Genomic DNA, 22107 nt, shown 5'->3' with positions numbered 1-22107 from the left:
GACCACCGCGAAAGCAGCGCACCGAAGGCGGGGACGGGCTCAGCCCGCCCGGTGCACCACGGCGTCGCACAGCTCCTCCAGCGCGGCCTTCGCGTAGCCCGCGGGCAGCGGCGCCAGCGTCGTACGCGCCTCCTGCGCGTACCAAATGGCGTCCCGTCGGGCCTGCTCCAGCGCCGGGTGCGCGCGCAGCCTGCGCAGCGCCTCGGCGTGCCGGGTGTCATCGCTCAGGTCGCCGTCGAGCAGCTCGACCAGTTCCAGGTCGTCCGGCTTGCCGTCGGCCGCGGCCCGGGCCCGCAGATGGAGCACGGGGAGCGTCGGGATGCCTTCGCGCAGGTCGGTGCCCGGGGTCTTGCCGGACTCGTGGGAGTCGGAGGCGATGTCGAGCACATCGTCGACGAGCTGGAAGGCGACGCCGAGCCGTTCCCCGTACTGGGTGAGGACGTCGACGGCCGACTCGTCCGCGCCGGCCGTCATCGCGCCGAACCGGCAGGCCACGGCGACCAGCGAGCCGGTCTTGCCGCGCATCACTTCGAGGTAGTGCTCGACCGGGTCGCGCCCGTCGCCCGGGCCCGCGGTCTCCAGGATCTGGCCGGTGACCAGCCGCTCGAACGCCTCCGCCTGGATGCGCACGGCCTCCGGACCGAGGTCGGCCAGTATGTGCGAGGCGCGGGCGAAGAGGAAGTCGCCGGTCAGCACGGCCACCGAGTTGCCCCAGCGGGTGTTGGCGCTGTCGACGCCACGGCGTACGTCCGCCTCGTCCATCACGTCGTCGTGGTAGAGCGTCGCGAGATGGGTCAGCTCGACGACGACGGCAGCGGGCACGACGCCAGGCGCGTCGGGGTCGCCGAACTGGGCGGCCAGTATGGCCAGCAGCGGCCGGAATCGCTTGCCCCCGGCGCGTACGAGATGCTGTGCGGCCTCCGTGATGAAGGGCACGCCGCTCTTGGTGGCGTCGAGCAGCCCCGACTCGACAGCAGCCAAACCGGCCTGGACATCGGCCTCAAGAGCGTGGTCCCGCACGCTCAGTCCGAACGGCCCGACGACGGTCACGAGGGGATCTCCTGTCTGCTGACGATCACACGGAATGTCGATGTGTCGCTGTCATCACTCAAGTCAGCGTATCCGGTCCCCTTTCGATCACTGTGGGCGGCTTCCCGCCACCGCCGGTATGTTCGGGATCAGCTCATACGATCAGGAGTTCTCCCTTTGTCCCACACGGCTACCGACACCGAACCGACCCAGCCGCCGCCCGGCGACGACCATGCCTTTTTCGGCCAGCCACGGGGTCTGATGACCCTCTCCGGCCTGGAGGTCTGGGAACGGTTCTCGTTCCTCGGCATGCAGGCGATCCTGGTCCTCTACTTCGCCGACACCGTCGCCCGCGGCGGCATGGGCATGGAGGCGGGCACCGCGGCGTCCGTCTCCGCCGCCTACGGCACCCTCGTCTACCTGGTCTCCGTGGCCGGCGGCTGGCTGGCCGACCGGATCCTCGGCTCGTACCGCGCCGTCCTGTACGGCGGAATTCTCATCGCGTGCGGGCATTACGCCATGGCGGTGCCCACCGACGCCATGACGTGGACCGGCCTCGGTCTGATCAGCGCCGGAACCGGTCTGCTCAAGCCCAATGTGGCGACCATGGTCGGCAAGCTCTACCGCACCGACGACGAGCGCCGCGACGCCGGCTTCGCGCTCTACTACATGGGCATCAACATCGGGGCGTTCCTCGGCCCGCTGGTCACCGGCTGGCTCGGGGACCATGCGAGCTGGCACTGGGGCTTCTCGGCGGCCGCCTTCGGTATGACGCTCGGGCTGATCCAGTACGTACTGGGCAGGCGTCACCTGGCCGGGCGAAAGCACAGCGCCGAATTCGCGCTGGCTCCGGAGCCGATGCGCCGCGCCGTCCGGCTGATCGTGGCCGGTGCCGTCGTGGTCGCCGCCGCCGCCACCGCGCTGGCTCTTGCGGGGTGGCTGACCATGGACCGTTTCGTCGACCTGCTCACCATCGTCTCGGTGATCGCACCGGTCGTGTACTTCGTGGTGATGTTCCGCAGCCCGCGGGTCACCAGCGAGGAACGCGGCAGGCTGCGCCCGTACGTGGTGCTGTTCCTGGCCTCCGTCGTCTTCAACTTCATCCTCTTCCAGGCGTACTCGACGATGATTCTGCTCGCGTCGACCAACGCCCGTACCGAGATCCTCGGCTTCCACTTCCCGGCGAGCTGGTACGCCTCCGCACTCGGCGCCTTCGAGGTCGCGCTCGCCCCGGTGGTCGCCGCCGTCTGGGCCCGGATGGGCCCGCGTCAGCCGCACGCCTCCAACAAGATCGCGATCGGAGTGATCCTCGGCGGACTGTCGTTCCTGCTGATGGTGCTGCCGACCTCCGGGCACTCCGGTGACACCTACAAGATGGCCGCCTGGTGGATCGTCGGCTCGTATCTGCTGCTCGGCCTCGGCGACATCCTGCTGGAGACCTCCGGCATGTCCGCGACCACGAAGCTCGCGCCCAAGGCGTTCGCCAGCCAGACCATGGCGCTCTGGTTCCTCTCGCTGGCCCTCGCCAACGGCATCCAGGCCCAAATCGTGAAGCTGTACGGCGAGGTCTCCAACCCCGCCTACTTCGGTGTCAATGGCGCAATCGCGGTGGTGGCCGGTGTGGCCGTCATCGCCGCCGCACCCTGGCTCAAGCGCACCATGCACCCCGTCCACTGAGGTACCGCCATGCACATCCGCACCACGTATCCGTATGACACCACCCGTGAGGACGTCTACATTCCGCTGCCGGACGGCACCCGGCTCTACGCCCGGATCTGGCGGCCCCTCACCGACGAACCCGTCCCCGCGCTCCTCGAATATCTGCCGTACCGGCTGAGCGACTGGACGGCACCGCGGGACTGGCAGCGCCACCCCTGGTACGCGGGCCACGGCTACGCCTCCGTCCGGGTGGACGTACGCGGACACGGCAACAGCGAGGGGATGCCGGGCGACGAGTACGACGCGACGGAGCTGGCCGACGGGGTCGCCGTCATCCACTGGCTGGCCGAGCAGGAATGGTGCTCCGGCCGGGTCGGCATGTTCGGCATCTCCTGGGGCGGCTTCAACTCGCTCCAGATCGCGGCGCTGGCCCCCGAGCCGCTGAAGGCCGTCGTCACCGTCTGCTCGACCGACGACCGCTACGACAACGACGTCCACTACATGGGCGGCTCGGTCCTCGCCGTCGACATGCACGCCTGGGCGGCCACCATGCTGGCCTTCGTCGCCCGGCCGCCGGATCCGGCACAGGTCGGCGAGGGCTGGAAGGACATGTGGCTGAATCGGCTGGAAACGGTCGAACCATTCATCCACACCTGGCTGGCGCACCAGACCCGCGACGACTACTGGAAGCACGGCAGCGTCTGCGAGGACTACTCCGCGATCACAGCGAACGTCCTCGCGGTGGGCGGCTGGCACGACCCGTACCGCGACACCGTCCTGCGACTCGTCGAACACCTCGGCCCGGACAAGGTCCGCGGGCTGATCGGTCCCTGGTCGCACCAGTACCCCGACCGGGGTCTGCCGCCCGGTCCGGCGATCGGCTTCCTCCAGGAGACGCTGCGCTGGTGGGACCAGCACCTGAAGGACAAGGACACCGGCATCATGGCCGAGCCCCTGCTGCGGTCCTGGATCAGCGAGTCCCACCGGCCCGCCACGGTGTACGAGACATTGCCCGGCCGCTGGGCCGGTGAGACCAGTTGGCCCTCGGAGAACATCGCGCCGGTCGCGTACGCCCTCCAGGGCGGTCCGCAGATCGTCGACTCGCCCCAGCAGACCGGTCTGGACGCCGGGCGCTTCTTCCCGTTCGGCAACGACGCCGACCTGCCACCCGACCAGCGCGACGAGGACGCCAAGTCGGTCTGCTTCGAGTTCCCGGTCGAGGACGCCCCGATCGAGATCCTGGGCCGCCCCCGGGTGAAGCTGCGCATCCGGATGGACGTGCCGCGGGGCCAGGCGATCGCCCGGCTCTGCGACGTCGCGCCGGACGGCTCCTCCACCCTGGTGACCCGCGGCGCGCTCAACCTCTCCGCACGGCACGGCCGCGACCGTGCGGACGACTGGCCGGTGGGCGGGACCGAGGACGTGACCTTCGACCTGAACGGCATCGGGCACACCTTCCCGCCCGGCCACCGGATCAGGCTCGCGGTCTCCTCCTCGTACTGGCCGTGGATCTGGCCGCAGGCCGGGTCGGTCGGCTTCACCCTGGACGCCGACGCCAGCTTCGTCGAACTGCCGGTGCGCCGGCACACCGAGGACCCTGCGATCCGGTTCGAGGAGCCGGAGCAGTCGGAGCCGCTCGGCGTCGTCCACCCGGTGACGCTCGACGAACAGCGCCCCGAGCGCCTGGTGGTCCGCGATGTCGCCAAGGGCGAATGGCGGCTGGAGGTCGACCCGCGCTACGGCGGCACCCGCGTCTACCCGGACGGCCTGGAATTCACCGAGGACGCCGTGGAGACGTACACGATCCAGGAGAACGACCCGCTCTCCGCACGTACCCGCTCCGACTGGTCGATCCGGCTGCACCGGCCGGAGATGGCGTGGGACGTACGGATCGAGACCCGGTCCGAAATCAGTGCAGATGACACCGACTTCATCACGTCCGACGAGGTGCTGTGCAAGGACGGCGGCGAGGTCGTCTTCCACCGGACCTGGGAGAAGCGGATCCCGCGCACGGCCGGGTGAACCCACCGCCGTGCCCCCCGTACAGCAGGGGGCGCGGCGGAACTTTCCGGGCATGAGGAGCAGTTGGGACACTCCCGCGGGGTAGCGACACCGACGTAACGTGTCCCCCAAGCGACCTGGAAAGCGAGGCAGCAACACATGCCCGAGCAGAGCAGCCCGCTCGATCTGGCCGAGGGCGACCCCTTCGGTCCGCACAACCTTCCGTACGGCGTGTTCTCCACCCCCGACCACCCCGAGGACCGCCGGGTCGGCGTCCGCATCGGCAGCCACGTACTGGACGCCGGAGCGGCGGCACACGCACTCGGATCGCCCTACGCGCAGCTTCTCGCCCAGCCGGACCTGACCGCGCTGCTGGCCGCCGGCCGCACCGCCTGGCGGGACGTCCGACGGGCGCTGACCGCGTGGGTGACGGTCCCGGCACACCGCGTGGACATCGAACCGCTGCTGCACCCGGTCGGGTCCGTGACGCTCCATCTGCCGTACGAGGTCGCGGACTACGTCGACTTCTACGCGAGCGAGAACCACGCCACCAACGTCGGAAAGATCTTCCGGCCGAACGGTGACGCGCTGACGCCCAACTGGAAGCACCTCCCGATCGGCTACCACGGCAGGTCCGGCACCGTCGTCGTCTCCGGCACGGATGTGGTGCGCCCGTCCGGCCAGCGCAAGGCGCCCGCCGACGCGGCCCCCGTCTTCGGTCCTTCCATCAAGCTCGACATCGAGGCCGAGGTCGGCTTCGTCGTCGGAGTGGGCTCCGAGCAGGGCCGTCCGGTCCCGCTCGGCGACTTCCGCGACCATGTCTTCGGGCTCTGCCTGCTCAACGACTGGTCGGCACGGGACATCCAGGCCTGGGAGTACGTCCCGCTGGGCCCGTTCCTCGGCAAGTCCTTCGCCACGTCCGTATCCGCATGGGTGACGCCGCTCGAAGCCCTGGAGGCGGCCCGGATCGCACCCCCGGCCCGCGACTTCCCGCTGCTCCCCTACCTGGAGGACGCGGGCGAGGAGGAGGCCGGCGGCCTCGACCTGCGGATCTCCGTCGCGATCAACGGACAACTGGTCGCCGAGCCGCCGTTCGCCACCATGTACTGGACGGCGCCCCAGATGCTGGCCCAGATGACGGTGAACGGCGCGTCGCTGCGCACCGGTGATCTGTACGGCTCCGGCACGGTCAGCGGCGCCGAGCCCGGACAGCGCGGCTCGCTCCTGGAACTGACCTGGAACGGCCGCGACCCGCTGGACCTCCCGGACGGCAAGCGGACGTTCCTGGAGGACGGCGACACGGTGACGATGACGGCCTGGGCACCGGGCCCGGACGGCACGCGGGTCGGCCTCGGCGAGGTCACGGGACGGATCGTGCCGTCCGCATGACGCCTGCCCGTCGACGGCCGCGCCCCTGACGGAGCGCGGCCGTCAATGGCACGCAATTGGTTCACCTGTTCGCGCGGTTCGGAACCGGTTCCCGGCGGATACGCTGGACAGACCCGCGAGACTCCGTGCATGGGAGCACTGATGAGCGTCGAACCCGAGGCCAACGAGCCGAGGTGGGCGATTCCGCCCGCGGGCGGCTGGACCGCCGATGACCTGGACACACTCCCGAATCTGCCTCCGCACACGGAGCTGATCGACGGGAGCCTTGTTTTCGTGAGTCCGCAGACCGTATTCCACGAGCGTGCGATCGACTATCTCAAGTGGCAGCTGCAGTCACTCGCACCGCTCGGCTTGGAAGTCTTTCGCGAATTCACCATCGATGTCGACTGGCAGAACCGGCCCGAACCCGATGTGGTCGTCGTGCGGGCGGACGCGGTCGAGAGTCTGCGGCAGACGCGGTTCCCCGCCGAGACGGTGCTGTTGGCGGTCGAGGTCGTGTCCGAAGAATCCCTGACCCGGGACCGGGAAACCAAGCCCGTGAAGTACGCGCGGGCGCGGATCCCCCACTACTGGCGGGTGGAGAACCAGGACGGCCGGGCGGTGGTCTACGTCTTCGAGCTGGAGCCGTCGACCGGTGCCTACACCTCCACCGGCATCTTCCACGACCGGATGAAGGTCTCCGCGCCCTTCCCAGTCGATCTCGACCTCACCGCGATCGTCTCGCGCCGCCGGCCGACGGCCCCGGAGTAACCCCGGCGCCGCCACCCGCCCCGCACTCACTCGTACTCGGGCGGCTCCTCGTCCCAGCCGAACTCCGGGTCGTCGAAAGCCGCTGACGAACCGGCCGTGGCCGGACCCGGTACAGAGGCCGGAGCCGGCGCGGGGCCGGGTTCCGGTGCCGGGGCCGATCCGGCTTCCGGTGCCGGAGCGGCCACCGCCTCCGCCCCCGCCTCCCCGAACGACGCGAGCACCTCCAGCACCCCCTCCCCGTACGTCGCCAGCTTCTTCTCGCCCAGGCCGCTGATGCCGCCCAGCGCGGCCACCGAGTCCGGCCGCACCGTGGCGATCTCGCGCAGCGTCGCGTCGTGGAAGATGACGTACGCCGGGACGCCCTGTTCCTTCGCCTGGGCGCCGCGCCAGGCCCGTAGCGCTTCGAAGACCGGGACGGCCTCGGGCGCCAGCTCGGCGGCGGACGCCTGGGACTTCGCCTTGCGTTCGCCCTTCGTGGAGCGCGACGCGGGCTTCGGCGCCTCCTTGCGCAGCAGCACCTCGCGCTCCCGGCCGAGCACCGGGCCACTCTCCTCGGTCAGCACCAGCGTGCCGTACTCGCCCTCGACCGCGATCAGCCCCTGGGCGAGCAACTGCCGTACGATTCCGCGCCATTCGGCCTCGGCCAGCTCCTCGCCGATGCCGAAGACCGAGAGCTGGTCATGGTCGAACTGGATGACCTTCGCCGTCTTGCGGCCGAGCAGGATGTCGATGATCTGGCCCGCACCGAACTTCTGCCCTCGCTCCCGCTTCAGCCGCACGACGGTCGACAGCAGCTTCTGCGCGACCACCGTGCCGTCCCAGGTCTCGGGCGGGGTGAGGCAGGTGTCGCAGTTGCCACAGGTCGCCGCGGTGGGCTCCTGGCCGAAGTACGTCAGGAGCTGGGCGCGGCGGCACTGGACCGTCTCGCACAGGGCCAGCATCGAGTCGAGGTGGGAGGCCGCGCGGCGGCGGAACGCCTCGTCGCCCTCACCGCCCTGGATGAGCTTGCGCTGCTGCACCACGTCCTGGAGGCCGTACGCCATCCAGGCCGTGGACGGCAGCCCGTCACGCCCGGCGCGGCCGGTCTCCTGGTAGTAGCCCTCGACCGATTTCGGCAGGTCCAGGTGGGCGACGAAGCGTACGTCCGGCTTGTCGATGCCCATGCCGAAGGCGATGGTCGCGACGACGACCAGGCCCTCCTCGCGCAGGAAGCGGGACTGGTGGACGGCGCGCGTGCCCGCGTCGAGACCGGCGTGGTACGGGACGGCCTCGATGCCGTTGCGGCAGAGATACTCGGCGGTCTTCTCGGTCGAGTTGCGTGACAGGCAGTAGACGATGCCCGCGTCCCCGGCGTGCTCCTCCTTGAGGAAGGAGAGCAGCTGCTTCTTCGGGTCGGCCTTCGGCACGATCCGGTACTGGATGTTGGGCCGGTCGAAGCTGGCGACGAAGTGCTTCGCGTCGGGCATGCCCAGGCGCTGCGTGATCTCCTGGTGCGTGGCGTTGGTCGCGGTGGCCGTCAGGGCGATGCGCGGTACGTCGGGCCAGCGCTCGCCGAGGACGGAGAGGGCCAGATAGTCCGGGCGGAAGTCGTGGCCCCACTGGGCCACGCAGTGCGCCTCGTCGATCGCGAAGACGGAGATCTCGCCACGGGAGAGCAGGCCGAGCGTGGTGTCCAGGCGGAGCCGCTCCGGGGCCAGATAGAGCAGGTCGAGCTCGCCGGCGACGAACTGGGCCTCCATCGAGCGGCGCTCGTCGAAATCCTGCGTGGAGTTGATGAAGCCGGCCCGCACACCGAGCGCCCGCAGCGCGTCCACCTGGTCCTGCATCAGGGCGATCAGGGGTGAGATGACGATGCCTGTACCGGCTCTGACCAGGGCCGGGATCTGGTAGCAGAGGGACTTTCCGCCACCGGTCGGCATGAGCACGACGGCGTCCCCGCCCGCCACCACATGATCGACGATCACTTCCTGCTCGCCGCGGAACGCCTCGTACCCGAACACCCGGTGCAGCGTCTGCCGCGCGTCGCTCTCGGTCACATCCATGGTCCCGCCCGTCGCGCCCATTGCCCTGTCCCCCGAAGTCGTGCCGTTCTGTCCTGCCGCCGTCCCCTGCCACGATAGGCGCCGCCTACGACAACGCCGGACGGGCTTGACTTCTCGGGCCCGTCCGGCGTTGTCCCAGCTGTGTGCGTGTGTGCTACCTCACGAACACTCCCGCCTGGCTCGACAGGTCCAGGAAGTACTGCGGGGCCAGGCCCAGCACCAGCGTGACCGCGACCCCGACCCCGATCGTCGTCATCGTCAGCGGGGACGGGACGGCGACCGTCGGGCCGTCCGCCTTCGGCTCGCTGAAGAACATCAGCACGATGACCCGGATGTAGAAGAACGCGGCAATCGCCGACGAGATCACACCGACCACGACCAGACCGCCCGCACCGCCGTCCGCCGCAGCCTTGAAGACGGCGAACTTCCCGGAGAACCCTGAGGTGAGCGGGATACCGGCGAAGGCCAGCAGGAACACCGCGAAGACCGCGGCGACCAGCGGCGAGCGCCGGCCGAGCCCGGCCCACTTCGACAGATGCGTCGCCTCGCCGCCCGCGTCGCGCACCAGGGTGACGACGGCGAACGCGCCGACCGTCACGAAGGAGTACGCGCCCAGGTAGAAGAGGACCGACGAGATGCCGTCCGGGGTGGTCGCGATGACACCGGCGAGAATAAAGCCGGCGTGTGCGATCGAGGAGTAGGCGAGCAGCCGCTTGATGTCGGTCTGGGTGATGGCGACGATCGCACCGCCCAGCATCGTGACGATCGCGACGGCCCACATGACCGGGCGCCAGTCCCAGGCGAGGCCCGGCAGCACCACGTACAGCAGACGCAGCAGCGCACCGAACGCGGCGACCTTGGTGGCCGCGGCCATGAAGCCGGTGACCGGGGTCGGGGCGCCCTGGTAGACGTCCGGGGTCCACATGTGGAACGGGACGGCGCCGACCTTGAAGAGCAGACCGGTCAGGATCATCGCCCCGCCGATCAGGAGCAGCGCGTCGTTGCCCATGGTGTCGGCGAGCGCCGGGTCGATCCGGGTGACGGAGCCGTCGACCACGTTCGCGATGGTGGCGTACGAGACGGAGCCCGCGTACCCGTACAGCAGGGCGATCCCGAAGAGCAGGAACGCCGACGAGAAGGCGCCGAGCAGGAAGTACTTCACCGCGGCCTCCTGCGACATCAGCCGCTTGCGGCGGGCGACGGCGCACAGGAGGTAGAGCGGGAGGGAGAAGACCTCCAGGGCCACGAAGAGCGTCAGCAGATCGTTGGCCGCCGGGAAGACCAGCATGCCGGCCACCGCGAAGAGGACCAGCGGGAAGACCTCGGTGGTGGTGAATCCGGCCCTGACCGCGGCCTTCTCGCTGTCGCTGCCGGGGACCGACGCGGCCTGTGCGGCGAACGAGTCGACGTGGTTGCCGTGCGCGGCGGGGTCGAGCCGCCGCTCGGCGAAGGTGAAGACGGCGACCAGTGAGGTCAGCAGGATGGTGCCCTGCAGGAAGAGTGTCGGCCCGTCGATCGCGATGGCACCCATCGCGGCGATGTGCGCCTTCGTCGTGCCGTATCCCCCGGCCGCCAGGCCGATGACCGCGGCGAACGCGGCGGCGAGGGCGACGACCGTCAGGAAGACCTGCGTGTAGTAGCGGGCCCGGCGCGGAACGAAGGCCTCGACGAGTACGCCCACGACGGCGACGCCGATCACAATGAGGACCGGGGTCAGCTGGGCGTACTCGATGACCGGTGCCTTGAACTTCTCGGCCGGGGCGGCCGATGTCACCCCGCCCGCCATTGTCCACAGGCTGTGGACAGCTGTTGCGCTCACTTGGCGGCCTCCACCTCAGGCTGGGGGTCCTTCTTCTGGACGTCCGACATGGTGTGCTGCACCGCCGGGTTGACGATCTCCGTCAGCGGCTTCGGATAGACCCCCAGGAAGAGCAGCAGCGCGATCAGCGGGAGGACCACTGCCAGCTCTCGGACCTTGAGGTCCGCCATGCCCTGGACTCCGGCCTTCACCGGTCCGGTCATCGTCCGCTGGTAGAGGACGAGGACGTACAGCGCGGCAAGCACGATGCCGGTCGTGGCGATGATGCCCGCCGCCGGATACGCGCTGAACGTGCCGACGAGGACCAGGAACTCACTGACGAACGGGGCGAGCCCGGGCAGCGACAGGGTGGCCAGACCGCCGATCAGGAAGGTGCCGGCCAGGACCGGCGCCACCTTCTGCACCCCGCCGTAGTCGGCGATGAGCCGCGAACCGCGCCGGGTGATCAGGAAGCCCGCCACCAGCATCAGCGCGGCGGTCGAGATCCCGTGGTTGACCATGTAGAGCGTGGCGCCCGACTGGCCCTGACTGGTCATCGCGAAGATGCCCAGGATGATGAAGCCGAAGTGCGAGATCGACGCATAGGCGATCAGCCGCTTGATGTCGCGCTGGCCGACGGCGAGCAGCGCCCCGTAAACGATGCTGATCAGCGCCAGGACGACGATCACCGGCGTCGCCCACTTGCTGGCCTCCGGGAAGAGCTGGAGGCAGAAGCGGAGCATCGCGAATGTGCCGACCTTGTCCACGACCGCGGTGATCAGGACGGCGACCGGGGAGGTCGCCTCACCCATGGCGTTGGGCAGCCAGGTGTGCAGCGGCCACAGCGGGGCCTTCACCGCGAAGGCGAAGAAGAACCCGAGGAAGAGCCAGCGCTCCGTGCTGGTCGCCATGGAGAGCGAGCCGCTCGCCCGGGCCTCGGCGATCTCGGAGAGCGAGAACGTCCCCGCGACCACGTACAGGCCGATCACGGCGGCCAGCATGATGAGGCCGCCGACCAGGTTGTAGAGGAGGAACTTGACGGCGGCGTAGGAGCGTTGCGCCGCCGCGTTCTCGTCGCTGCCGGTGTGTGCCCGGTCCCCGAAGCCGCCGATGAGGAAGTACATCGGGATGAGCATGGCTTCGAACAGGATGTAGAAGAGGAAGACGTCGGTGGCCTCGAAGGAGAGGATCACCATCGCTTCGACCATCAGGATCAGGGCGAAGAAGCCCTGAGTCGGCCGCCATCGATACGGCTTGGTCTCGTTGGGGCCTCCCCTGCTCGAACGGAGTTGAGAGCTTGGACTGGGGCCTCCCCTGCTCGAACTCTGTTGAGAGCTTGGGGAAGGGTCGGCGTCGTGCCAGCCGGCCAGGATGACGAAGGGGATCAGCAGGGCGGTGAGCGCCATGAGCGCCAGCCCGATGCCGTCCACGCCCAGTTCGTACCGGACGCCGAAGTCCTTGATCCAGGCGTGCGATTCGGTGAGCTGGTAGCGGGCGCCGCCGGGCTCGAAGCGGGCGAGCGCGATGCCCGCCAGTACGAGCGTGGCCAGCGAGAAGAGCAGCGCCAGCCATTTGGCGGTGGTGCGCCGGGCGGCCGGGACGGCGGCGGTGGCGATCGCACCGATCGCCGGGAGCGCCGCCGTCGCTGTCAGGAGGGGAAAGGACATGTGATCAGACCGCCCTCATCAGCAGGGTCGCGGCGATGACGACCGCCGTACCGCCGAACATCGAGACCGCGTAGGAGCGGGCGTAGCCGTTCTGCAGTTTGCGCAGCCGGCCGGAGAGCCCGCCCATCGAGGCGGCCGTGCCGTTGACGACGCCGTCGACCAGGGTGTGGTCGACGTACACCAGGGAGCGGGTGAGGTGCTCGCCGCCGCGGACCAGGACCACATGGTTGAAGTCGTCCTGGAGGAGATCGCGGCGGGCGGCCCGGGTGAGCAGCGAGCCGCGCGGCGCGACGACCGGCACCGGCCCCCGTCCGTACATCGCCCAGGCGATGGCGACGCCGATGACGAGCACCACCATCGTGGCTGCCGTGACGGTCGTGGCGCTGACCGGGGCGTGGCCGTGGCTGTGTCCGGTGACCGGCTCCAGCCAGTTCAGGAAGCGGTCGCCGATGGAGAAGAGGCCTCCGGCGAAGACCGACCCGAACGCCAGGATGATCATGGGGATGGTCATCGACTTCGGGGACTCGTGCGGATGCGGCTCATGCCCCTCCGCGTCGGGCTGCCATCGCTTCTCGCCGAAGAACGTCAGCAGCATCACGCGCGTCATGTAGAACGCGGTGATCGCGGCGCCCAGCAGGGCCACCGAGCCGAGGATCCAGCCCTCGGTGCCGCCCTTGGCGAAGGCCGCCTCGATGATCTTGTCCTTGGAGAAGAAGCCGGACAGACCGGGGAAGCCGATGATCGCCAGATAACCGAGGCCGAAGGTGATGAAGGTGACCGGCATGTACTTCCTGAGGCCGCCGAACTTCCGCATGTCGACCTCGTCGTTCATGCCGTGCATGACCGAACCGGCGCCGAGGAAGAGCCCGGCCTTGAAGAAGCCGTGCGTCACCAGGTGCATGATCGCGAAGACGTAGCCGATCGGGCCGAGCCCGGCGGCCAGGATCATGTAGCCGATCTGCGACATCGTCGACCCGGCGAGGGCCTTCTTGATGTCGTCCTTCGCACAACCGACGATCGCACCGAAGAGCAGCGTGACCGCACCGACGACCACGACGGCCAGCTGTGCGTCCGGCGCCGCGTTGAAGATCGCGCCGGACCGGACGATGAGGTAGACACCCGCGGTCACCATGGTCGCGGCGTGGATGAGGGCCGAGACCGGGGTCGGGCCCTCCATCGCGTCACCGAGCCAGGACTGCAGCGGCACCTGGGCCGACTTGCCGCAGGCCGCGAGCAGCAGCATCAGGCCGATCGCCGTCAGCTTGCCCTCGCTCGTCTGACCGGTCGCCCCCAGGACGGGACCGAAGGCGAAGGTGCCGAATGTGGTGAACATCAGCATGATCGCGATCGACAGGCCCATGTCGCCGACCCGGTTGACCAGGAATGCCTTCTTGGCGGCCGTCGCCGCGCTGGGCTTGTGCTGCCAGAAGCCGATCAGCAGGTACGACGCCAGGCCGACGCCCTCCCACCCGACGTACAGCAGCAGGTAGTTGTCGGCGATGACCAGGATCAGCATCGCCGCGAGGAACAGATTCAGATAGCCGAAGAAGCGGCGCCGGCGCTCGTCGTGCGCCATGTAACCGATCGAGTAGATGTGGATCAGCGTGCCCACACCGGTGATCAGCAGCACGAACGTCATCGACAACTGGTCGAGCTGGAAGGCCACATCGGCCCGGAAGCCCTCGACCGGAATCCAGCTGAACAGCTTCTGGTGCAGCGCCCGGTCCTCCGCGCCCTTCCCCAGCATGTCGAGGAAGAGCACGACACCGATGACGAAGGAAACGGCGGCGAGCAGGGTGCCGACCCAGTGTCCGGCGCGGTCCAGCCGTCGGCCGCCGCAGAGCAGGACCGCGGCTCCGAGCAGAGGCGCCGCGACGAGCAGCGCAATCAGGTTCTCCACGATTCAACGTCCCCTTACAGCTTCATCAGGCTGGCGTCGTCGACCGAGGCCGAGTGGCGGGAACGGAACACCGACACGATGATCGCGAGCCCGACCACGACCTCGGCGGCGGCGACGACCATCGTGAAGAAGGCGATGATCTGCCCGTCGAGATTGCCGTGCATCCGGGAGAAGGTCACGAACGCGAGGTTGCAGGCGTTGAGCATCAGCTCCACGCACATGAACACCACGATCGCGTTCCGCCTGATCAGCACCCCGGCCGCACCGATGGTGAACAACAGGGCGGCGAGATAGAGGTAGTTGACCGGATTCACTTGGCGACCCCCTCATCTTCGTTGTCACGGCCGAGCCGCTCCTCGGAGCGCTGCTCCAGCGCCTTGAGCTGGTCCAGCGACTCGTTCGACACATCGCGGATCTGCCCGCGATTGCGCAGCGTCTGCATGACGGTGAGCTCGGACGGTGTGCCGTCCGGGAGCAGACCCGGGATGTCCACGGCGTTGTGCCGGGCGTAGACACCGGGGGCGGGCAGCGGCGGCAGCTGCTTGCCGCGTACGCGCTCCTCGGACATCTCCCGCTGGGTCTTGGCCCGTTCGGTGCGCTCCCGGTGGGTGAGCACCATCGCGCCGACCGTCGCCGTGATCAGCAGGGCGCCGGTGATCTCGAAGGCGAAGACGTACTTGGTGAAGATGAGGCTGGCCAGCCCCTCGACGTTTCCGCCGTGCTCGGCGTTGGCGGTGCCGAGCCCGTTGAAGCTGTTCAGCGAGGCGTTGCCGATGCCCGCGATCAGCAGGATGCCGAAGCCGATCCCGCAGCCCGCGGCCAGCCAGCGCTGGCCCTTGAGGGTCTCTTTCAGCGAGTCGGCCGCCGTGACACCTACGAGCATGACCACGAAGAGGAACAGCATCATGATCGCGCCGGTGTAGACGACGATCTGGACGACACCCAGGAAGTAGGCACCGTTGGCGAGGTAGAACACCGCCAGGACGATCATGGTCCCGGCGAGGCTCAGAGCACTGTGCACGGCCTTTTTCATCAGTACGGTGGACAGCGCGCCGATCACGGCGACAGTGCCGAGCACCCAGAACTGGAAGGCCTCACCGGTCGAGGTCTGGGAGGCCGCTGCGGCCAGGCCGGTCATGCGTCCACCTCCTGCGTCGAGCCGCATCCGTGCCCGTTGTCCTGCTTGGGCTCGCCCTTGGAGACCGCGGCCTGGCGCTCCGTACCCGGCGCGGCCTCGGTGACCAGCCCCCGGTAGTAGTCCTGCTCGTCCATCCCGGGGAAGATCGCGTGCGGAGTGTCGACCATGCCCTCCTCCAGGCCCGCGAGCAGCTCGTCCTTGGTGTAGATGAGGCTCTCGCGGGTGGTGTTGGCGAGCTCGAACTCATTGGTCATCGTCAGCGCCCGGGTCGGGCACGCCTCGATGCACAGTCCGCAGAGAATGCAGCGCGCGTAGTTGATCTGGTAGACGCGGCCGTAGCGCTCGCCCGGGGAGTAGCGCTCCTCGTCGGTGTTGTCCGCGCCCTCCACGTAGATCGCGTCCGCCGGACAGGCCCAGGCGCACAGCTCACAGCCGATGCACTTCTCCAGACCGTCCGGGTGGCGGTTGAGCTGATGCCGGCCGTGGAAGCGCGGCGCCGTCACCTTCTGCGTTTCCGGATACTGCTCGGTCAGCCGCTTCTTGAACATGGCCTTGAAGGTCACGCCGAAGCCGGCGACAGGGTTCTGGAACTTCTCGCCCGAGGGCTCTGATGACTCAGACACCGTCAGCCTCCTTTCCGTCACTCGAATTTCCGTCACTCTGAGTATCCGACCCGCCACTGACAACGAGCTTCCGCTCGCCCCGCGGCCTGCGGCGCGGCACCGGCGGCAGGGTCTGTCCGGGCAGCGGCGGCACCGGGAATCCGCCCGCCATCGGGTCGAACGACGGCTCCGGTCCGGCCTCCGCCTCCGCGGCCCGGCCCTTCTTGTCGCGGAAGATGTCGGCGACGAAGGAGATCAGCAGGATCGCGATCACGGCCCCGGCCACGTACAGCACGATCTTCGAGAAGTCGTACCCCTCGTTGCGCAGCGCCCGCACCGTCGCGACCAGCATCAGCCAGAGCAGGGAGACCGGGATCAGGACCTTCCAGCCGAGCTTCATCAGCTGGTCGTAACGGACCCGGGGCAGCGTGCCGCGCAGCCAGATGAAGAAGAACAGCAGCAACTGGACCTTGAGGACGAACCAGAGCATCGGCCACCAGCCGTGGTTCGCGCCCTCCCAGAAGGTGCTGATCGGCCACGGGGCCCGCCAGCCGCCCAGGAACAGAGTCGTGGAGACCGCGGAGACGGTGACCATGTTGACGTACTCGGCGAGCATGAACATTGCGAACTTGATCGATGAGTACTCGGTGTTGAAGCCGCCGACCAGGTCGCCCTCGGACTCCGGCATGTCGAACGGGGCCCGGTTGGTCTCACCGACCATCGTGACGATGTAGATGATGAAGGAGACCGGCAGCAGGATGATGAACCAGCGGTCCTGCTGCGCCTCCACGATCTTCGAGGTCGACATCGACCCGGAGTAGAGGAAGACCGAGGCGAACGCGGCGCCCATCGCGATCTCGTAGCTGATCATCTGCGCGCACGAGCGCAGACCGCCGAGGAGCGGGTACGTCGATCCGGACGACCAGCCCGCCAGCACGATGCCGTAGATCCCGACCGAGGCGACCGCGAGGATGTAGAGCATCGCGATCGGCAGGTCGGTGAGCTGCATCGCCGTACGGTGCCCGAAGATCGAGACCTCGTTGGACGGGCCGAACGGGATCACCGCGATCGCCATGAACGCGGGGATGGCGGCGACGATCGGCGCGAGCACGTACACGACCTTGTCGGCGCGCTTGACGACGACGTCTTCCTTCAGCATCAGCTTGATGCCGTCGGCGAGCGACTGGAGCATGCCCCAGGGGCCGTGCCGGTTGGGGCCGATGCGCAGCTGCATCCAGGCGACGACCTTGCGCTCCCACACGATGGAGAAGAGCACGGTCACCATCAGGAACGCGAAGCAGAACACCGCCTTGATGACGACGAGCCACCACGGGTCGGTGCCGAACATCGACAGATCCTCGGCGGCGAGTACGGCACTGTGCGGTGCCGCGGCCAGTTGAGCGAAGGCAGTCACGCCCCCACCTCCGGTGTGACGTCGGGAGTACCCGGTGCGGCGGGGCCGATCCGGACCAGACCGCCCGGCCGGGCGCCGGTGTCGGCCGGGACGCCCCGCCCGACGGAGTTCAGCGGCACCCAGACCACCCGGTCCGGCATGTCGGTGACCTTCAACGGGAGTTCGACGCTGCCCGCCGGGCCGGTGACGGCCAGCAGATCGCCGTCCTTCACGCCCGTCTCGGCCGCGGTGACGGCGGAGAGCCGGGCGACCGAGGCGTGCCGGGTGCCGGCCAGTGCGTCGTCGCCCTCCTGGAGCCGGCCCAGGTCGAGCAGCATCCGGTGGCCCGCGAGGACCGCCTCGCCGTCGCCGGGCCTGGGCAGCGGCCGCGCCGGCTCGTTCGGGTCGGTGGCGTGCGTACCGGTCCAGCCGCCGAGCCGGTCCAGCTCACGGCGTACGGACTTCAGATCCGGCAGCGCGAAGTGACTGACTCCATCAGCGCCTGAGGCGCGGGCCAGCGCGTCGGCCAGCATGTGCAGCACCCGCGCATCGGTCGGCGCGAGCGTCCGCGTCATCTGCTCGGGCTTCAGCGCCGCCTCGAACATCCGCGCCCTGCCCTCCCAGTTGAGGAAGGTGCCGGACTTCTCGGCCACCGCGGCGACCGGGAAGACCACATCGGCCCGCTCGGTCACCTCGCTGGGCCGCAGTTCCAGGGAGACCAGGAAGCCGACCTGGTCCAGAGCCTCCAGGGCCCGTGCCGGGTCCGGCAGGTCCACGGTCTCGACCCCGGCGACGACCAGCGCGCCCAGTTCGCCGGTGGCCGCGGCCTCCACGATCTGGCCGGTGTCACGGCCGAAGCGGGACGGGAGCTCGGCGACGCCCCAGACGGCCGCCACCTCGTCCCTGGCCCTCGGGTCGGTCGCCGGACGGCCGCCGGGCAGCAGCGACGGAAGCGCGCCCGCCTCCACCGCACCGCGCTCGCCGGCCCGGCGCGGAATCCACACCAGCGTGGCCCCGGTCGCGGTAGCTGTCCGTACCGCGGCGGTAAGCCCGCCCGGCACGGCCGCCAGCCGCTCACCGACCACGATCACGGCGCCCCCGCCGCGCAGCGCCTCGGCCACCGCGGCTCCGTCGCCGTCGAGTCCGACGCCGCCCGCGATCGCGTCCAGCCACTCGGTCTCGGTGCCGGGGGCGGCGGGAAGCAGCGTGCCGCCCGCCTTCGTGAGGCCGCGCGTCGCGTGCGAGGCGACGGCGAACGTGCGCTGTCCGTGCTTACGGTTCGCCTTGCGCAGCCGCAGGAAGACGCCGGGCGCCTCCTCCTCCGACTCGAACCCGACCAGCAGCACCGTCGGGGCCTTCTCCAGCGAGGTGTACGTGACACCCGTGCCTCCCCCAAGTTCTCGGCTTCGCTCGAACAGGGAGGTACCCCCTAGGTCCCGGCCTCGCCCGGCCACGCGGGCGGCCAGGAAGTCGGCCTCCTCGCTGCTGTGCACCCGGGCCCGGAAGTCGACGTCGTTCGTGTCCAGCGCGATCCGGGCGAACTTGCTGTACGCGTACGCGTCCTCGACGGTCAGCCGGCCACCCGTGAGGACACCCGTCCTGCCGCGTGCGGCGGCGAGTCCGGCGGCCGCGGCGTCCAGCGCCTCGGGCCAGCTCGCCGGTTCCAGGACACCGTCCGCGTTGCGTACCAGCGGAGTGGTGAGCCGGCCTGGCTGTTGCGCGTAACGGAAGCCGAAGCGGCCCTTGTCGCAGACCCACTCCTCGTTGACCTCGGGGTCGTTGGCGGCGAGCCGCCGCATGACCTTGCCGCGCCGGTGGTCGGTACGGGTCGCGCAGCCGCCCGCGCAGTGCTCGCACACCGACGGCGACGACACCAGGTCGAAGGGCCGGGAGCGGAACCGGTACGCCGCCGAGGTCAGCGCTCCGACCGGGCAGATCTGGATGGTGTTCCCGGAGAAGTACGACTCGAAGGGGTCGCCCTCGCCCGTGCCGACCTGCTGGAGCGCACCGCGCTCCAGGAGCTCGATCATCGGGTCGCCCGCCACCTGGTTGGAGAACCGGGTGCAGCGCGCGCAGAGCACACACCGCTCACGGTCCAGCAGCACCTGGGTGGAGATCGGGACGGGCTTCTCGAACGTGCGCTTCTTGCCGTCGAAGCGGGAGTCGGCGCCGCCGTGCGACATCGCCTGGTTCTGCAGCGGGCACTCACCGCCCTTGTCGCAGACCGGGCAGTCCAGCGGGTGGTTGATGAGCAGCAGCTCCATCACACCCTTCTGCGCCTTCTCGGCGACGGGCGAGGTGAGCTGCGACCTCACCACCATGCCGTCGGTGCAGGTGATGGTGCAGGACGCCATCGGCTTGCGCTGGCCCTCGACCTCGACGATGCACTGGCGGCAGGCGCCGACCGGGTCGAGGAGCGGGTGGTCGCAGAAGCGCGGGATCTCGATGCCGAGGAGTTCGGCGGCCCGGATGACCAGGGTGCCCTTGGGCACGCTGATCTCGATGCCGTCGATCGTCAGCGTGACGAGGTCCTCGGGCGGAAGGGCCGCCTCGCCGCCCCCGGAGGGCGCACTCGTGGTGACTGTCATGCGTTCACCCCCTGGTGAGCGTTCTTGTCGTCGGCCCAGGCGGTCGACCTGGCGGGATCGAAGGGGCAGCCCCTGCCCGTGATGTGCTGCTCGTACTCCTCGCGGAAGTACTTCAGCGAGGAGAAGATCGGCGAGGCGGCGCCGTCGCCGAGGGCGCAGAAGGACTTGCCGTTGATGTTGTCGGCGATGTCGTTCAGCTTGTCGAGGTCGGCCATCTCTCCCTTGCCGGCCTCGATGTCGCGGAGCAACTGGACGAGCCAGTAGGTGCCCTCGCGGCACGGTGTGCACTTTCCGCAGGACTCATGGGCGTAGAACTCGGTCCAGCGGGTGACGGCCCGCACCACGCAGGTCGTCTCGTCGAAGCACTGGAGCGCCTTGGTGCCGAGCATGGAACCGGCGGCGCCGACACCCTCGTAGTCGAGCGGCACATCGAGGTGCTCGTCGGTGAACATCGGGGTCGAGGAGCCGCCCGGGGTCCAGAACTTCAGCCGGTGGCCGGTGCGCATGCCGCCGCTCATGTCGAGCAGCTGCCGCAGCGTGATGCCGAGCGGGGCCTCGTACTGGCCGGGGCTCGCGACATGCCCACTGAGCGAATACAGCGTGAAGCCCGGGGACTTCTCGCTGCCCATCGACTTGAACCAGTCCTTGCCCCGGTTCAGGATCGCGGGAACCGAGGCGATGGACTCGACGTTGTTCACCACAGTGGGGCAGGCGTACAGACCGGCGACCGCGGGGAAGGGAGGTCGCAGCCGGGGCTGGCCGCGTCGCCCTTCGAGCGAGTCGAGCAGTGCGGTCTCCTCACCGCAGATGTACGCGCCCGCGCCCGCGTGCACGGTGAGTTCCAGGTCGAGCCCCGAGCCCAGGATGTTCGTCCCGAGGAAGCCCGCCTCGTACGCCTCGCGCACGGCCTCGTGCAACCGCCGTAGTACGGGGACGACTTCACCACGCAGATAGATGAACGCATGCGAGGAACGGATCGCGTAGCAGGCGATCACGATCCCCTCGATGAGGCTGTGCGGGTTGGCGAAGAGGAGCGGGATGTCCTTGCAGGTCCCGGGCTCCGACTCGTCGGCGTTGACCACCAGATAGTGCGGTTTGCCGTCGCCCTGCGGGATGAACTGCCACTTCATGCCGGTGGGGAAGCCCGCGCCGCCGCGGCCGCGCAGACCGGAATCCTTGACGTACGCGATGAGGTCGTCCGGCGACATGGCGAGGGCCTTGCGCAGACCCTCGTACCCGTCGTGACGCCGGTAGGTCTCCAGGGTCCAGGATTCCGGCTGGTCCCAGAAGGCGGAGAGGACGGGGGTGAGCAGCTTCTCGGGGCTGCCCCCACTGCCGTTGTCGTTGATTTCGGTTGCCAACGTCATCACTCTCCCTCCTCGCCTGTCGGGCCGGACGGGTGCTCCGGGTCCTGCGGGGCATCGGCGTGCCCGGACTCGCCCCGCGGGGCGACGACCCTCGGGTGCGGGTCCTCGCCCCTGGCGAGCCGGAGACCGATCAGCGAGGCGGGGCCCGCGCCCCCGGACGCCTCGACGGCGCCGGGGCGTTCGTCGGGGAAGCCGGCGAGAATCCGGGACGTCTCCTTGTACGAGCAAAGGGGCGCGCCACGGGTGGGTTCGACGGTGCGCCCGGCAATCAGGTCGTCGACCAGGCGCGTCGCGCTCTCGGGCGTCTGGTTGTCGAAGAACTCCCAGTTGACCATCACCACGGGAGCGAAGTCGCAGGCCGCGTTGCACTCGATGTGTTCGAGGGTGACCTTGCCGTCCTCGGTTGTCATATCGGGCCCGTCGTTGCCGACGCCGAGGTGCTCCTTGAGCCGGTCGAAGATGGCGTCGCCGCCCATCACCGCGCACAGCGTGTTGGTGCAGACACCGACCTGGTAGTCACCGCTCGGCTTGCGCCGGTACATCGTGTAGAAGGTGGCGACCGCGGTGACCTCGGCGGTGGTGAGGCCGAGCAGCTCGGCGCAGAACGCCATGCCCGTACGGGAGACGTAGCCCTCCTCGGACTGCACCAGGTGCAGCAGCGGAAGCAGCGCGGAGCGGCTGCCGGGGTAGCGGGCGATCACCTCCTTCGCGTCCGCTTCGAGCCTGGCGCGCACCTCGGCCGGGTAGGCGGGGGCGGGGAGCTGCGGCATCCCCAGACTGACTT

General features: G+C 69.3%; 16 protein-coding genes. 4 read left to right on the top strand and 12 right to left on the bottom strand.

Annotated features, from left to right (window positions below; all coding sequences use genetic code 11):
- Positions 1–39: 39 nt before the first annotated feature.
- Positions 40–1050 (bottom strand): polyprenyl synthetase family protein, encoded by a 1011-nt coding sequence (locus ACZ7IB_RS06420; protein ID WP_470909704.1) that lies wholly within the window; start codon positions 1048–1050, stop codon positions 40–42.
- A 156-nt stretch (positions 1051–1206) separates the two neighbouring features.
- Here ACZ7IB_RS06420 and ACZ7IB_RS06415 point away from each other — a divergent pair, with 156 nt between their 5' ends.
- The 4 genes from ACZ7IB_RS06415 to ACZ7IB_RS06400 all read left to right on the top strand — a co-directional run bounded on the left by ACZ7IB_RS06415 (position 1207) and on the right by ACZ7IB_RS06400 (position 6828).
- The gene (locus tag ACZ7IB_RS06415) at positions 1207–2706 is read left to right on the top strand and encodes a peptide MFS transporter (protein WP_470909702.1); all 1500 of its coding nucleotides are present in this window, start codon (positions 1207–1209) and stop codon (positions 2704–2706) included.
- 9 nt (positions 2707–2715) lie between these two features.
- Positions 2716–4710, top strand: coding sequence for a CocE/NonD family hydrolase (locus ACZ7IB_RS06410; RefSeq protein ID WP_470909700.1), 1995 nt, complete (start codon positions 2716–2718; stop codon positions 4708–4710).
- Between the two features lie 138 nt (positions 4711–4848).
- Positions 4849–6078, top strand: a complete 1230-nt coding sequence (fahA, locus tag ACZ7IB_RS06405; protein WP_470909698.1) for a fumarylacetoacetase — start codon at positions 4849–4851, stop codon at positions 6076–6078.
- Positions 6079–6219: 141 nt separating this feature from the next.
- A complete protein-coding gene (locus ACZ7IB_RS06400) occupies positions 6220–6828 on the top strand; it encodes a Uma2 family endonuclease (RefSeq protein ID WP_470909696.1) in 609 nt (202 codons plus the stop codon).
- A gap of 26 nt (positions 6829–6854) precedes the next feature.
- Here ACZ7IB_RS06400 and recQ read toward each other — a convergent pair whose 3' ends face one another.
- From recQ to nuoE, 11 genes are all read right to left on the bottom strand, one after another.
- Positions 6855–8870, bottom strand: a complete 2016-nt coding sequence (gene recQ, locus ACZ7IB_RS06395) for a DNA helicase RecQ (protein WP_470909693.1) — start codon at positions 8868–8870, stop codon at positions 6855–6857.
- Between the two features lie 154 nt (positions 8871–9024).
- Positions 9025–10689, bottom strand: a complete 1665-nt coding sequence (gene nuoN / locus ACZ7IB_RS06390; protein WP_470909691.1) for an NADH-quinone oxidoreductase subunit NuoN — start codon at positions 10687–10689, stop codon at positions 9025–9027.
- Positions 10686–12335 (bottom strand): NADH-quinone oxidoreductase subunit M, encoded by a 1650-nt coding sequence (locus ACZ7IB_RS06385; RefSeq protein ID WP_470909689.1) that lies wholly within the window; start codon positions 12333–12335, stop codon positions 10686–10688. Before ACZ7IB_RS06385 ends, nuoN begins: the two co-directional genes overlap by 4 nt.
- A gap of 4 nt (positions 12336–12339) precedes the next feature.
- The gene (nuoL, locus tag ACZ7IB_RS06380; RefSeq protein WP_470909687.1) at positions 12340–14235 is read right to left on the bottom strand and encodes an NADH-quinone oxidoreductase subunit L; all 1896 of its coding nucleotides are present in this window, start codon (positions 14233–14235) and stop codon (positions 12340–12342) included.
- A gap of 14 nt (positions 14236–14249) precedes the next feature.
- Positions 14250–14549, bottom strand: coding sequence for an NADH-quinone oxidoreductase subunit NuoK (gene nuoK / locus ACZ7IB_RS06375; protein ID WP_093543641.1), 300 nt, complete (start codon positions 14547–14549; stop codon positions 14250–14252).
- Positions 14546–15373 (bottom strand): NADH-quinone oxidoreductase subunit J, encoded by an 828-nt coding sequence (locus ACZ7IB_RS06370; protein ID WP_470909684.1) that lies wholly within the window; start codon positions 15371–15373, stop codon positions 14546–14548. The genes nuoK and ACZ7IB_RS06370 overlap by 4 nt, the downstream gene beginning before the upstream one ends.
- Positions 15370–15996 carry an NADH-quinone oxidoreductase subunit NuoI gene (gene nuoI / locus ACZ7IB_RS06365; RefSeq protein WP_470909682.1) on the bottom strand — a complete coding sequence of 209 codons (627 nt, stop codon included), beginning with the start codon at positions 15994–15996 and terminating at the stop codon, positions 15370–15372. Before nuoI ends, ACZ7IB_RS06370 begins: the two co-directional genes overlap by 4 nt.
- Entirely contained in the window at positions 15989–17389 is a 1401-nt protein-coding gene (gene nuoH, locus ACZ7IB_RS06360) for an NADH-quinone oxidoreductase subunit NuoH (protein ID WP_470909680.1), read from the bottom strand. Before nuoH ends, nuoI begins: the two co-directional genes overlap by 8 nt.
- On the bottom strand, positions 17386–19956 hold the full coding sequence (locus ACZ7IB_RS06355) for an NADH-quinone oxidoreductase subunit G (RefSeq protein ID WP_470909678.1): 2571 nt from the start codon (positions 19954–19956) through the stop codon (positions 17386–17388). The genes nuoH and ACZ7IB_RS06355 overlap by 4 nt, the downstream gene beginning before the upstream one ends.
- Positions 19953–21323, bottom strand: a complete 1371-nt coding sequence (nuoF, locus tag ACZ7IB_RS06350; RefSeq protein ID WP_470909677.1) for an NADH-quinone oxidoreductase subunit NuoF — start codon at positions 21321–21323, stop codon at positions 19953–19955. The genes ACZ7IB_RS06355 and nuoF overlap by 4 nt, the downstream gene beginning before the upstream one ends.
- Positions 21323–22093, bottom strand: a complete 771-nt coding sequence (gene nuoE / locus ACZ7IB_RS06345) for an NADH-quinone oxidoreductase subunit NuoE (protein ID WP_470910429.1) — start codon at positions 22091–22093, stop codon at positions 21323–21325. Before nuoE ends, nuoF begins: the two co-directional genes overlap by 1 nt.
- Between the last annotated feature and the right edge of the window lie 14 nt (positions 22094–22107).

It is taken from the genome of Streptomyces sp. NPDC037301 (genome assembly GCF_055602785.1).
This window is presented reverse-complemented; position numbering and strand designations above follow the sequence as displayed.

Coding starts and splice junctions, on each gene's coding strand:
- ACZ7IB_RS06410 (WP_470909700.1), top strand. CDS start 2,716: ATGCACATCCGCACCACGTATCCGTATGACACCACCCGTGAGGACGTC.
- fahA (WP_470909698.1), top strand. CDS start 4,849: ATGCCCGAGCAGAGCAGCCCGCTCGATCTGGCCGAGGGCGACCCCTTC.
- ACZ7IB_RS06385 (WP_470909689.1), bottom strand. CDS start 12,335: ATGTCCTTTCCCCTCCTGACAGCGACGGCGGCGCTCCCGGCGATCGGT.
- ACZ7IB_RS06400 (WP_470909696.1), top strand. CDS start 6,220: ATGAGCGTCGAACCCGAGGCCAACGAGCCGAGGTGGGCGATTCCGCCC.
- nuoE (WP_470910429.1), bottom strand. CDS start 22,093: ATGCCGCAGCTCCCCGCCCCCGCCTACCCGGCCGAGGTGCGCGCCAGG.
- nuoF (WP_470909677.1), bottom strand. CDS start 21,323: ATGACGTTGGCAACCGAAATCAACGACAACGGCAGTGGGGGCAGCCCC.
- ACZ7IB_RS06370 (WP_470909684.1), bottom strand. CDS start 15,373: ATGACCGGCCTGGCCGCAGCGGCCTCCCAGACCTCGACCGGTGAGGCC.
- recQ (WP_470909693.1), bottom strand. CDS start 8,870: ATGGATGTGACCGAGAGCGACGCGCGGCAGACGCTGCACCGGGTGTTC.
- ACZ7IB_RS06355 (WP_470909678.1), bottom strand. CDS start 19,956: ATGACAGTCACCACGAGTGCGCCCTCCGGGGGCGGCGAGGCGGCCCTT.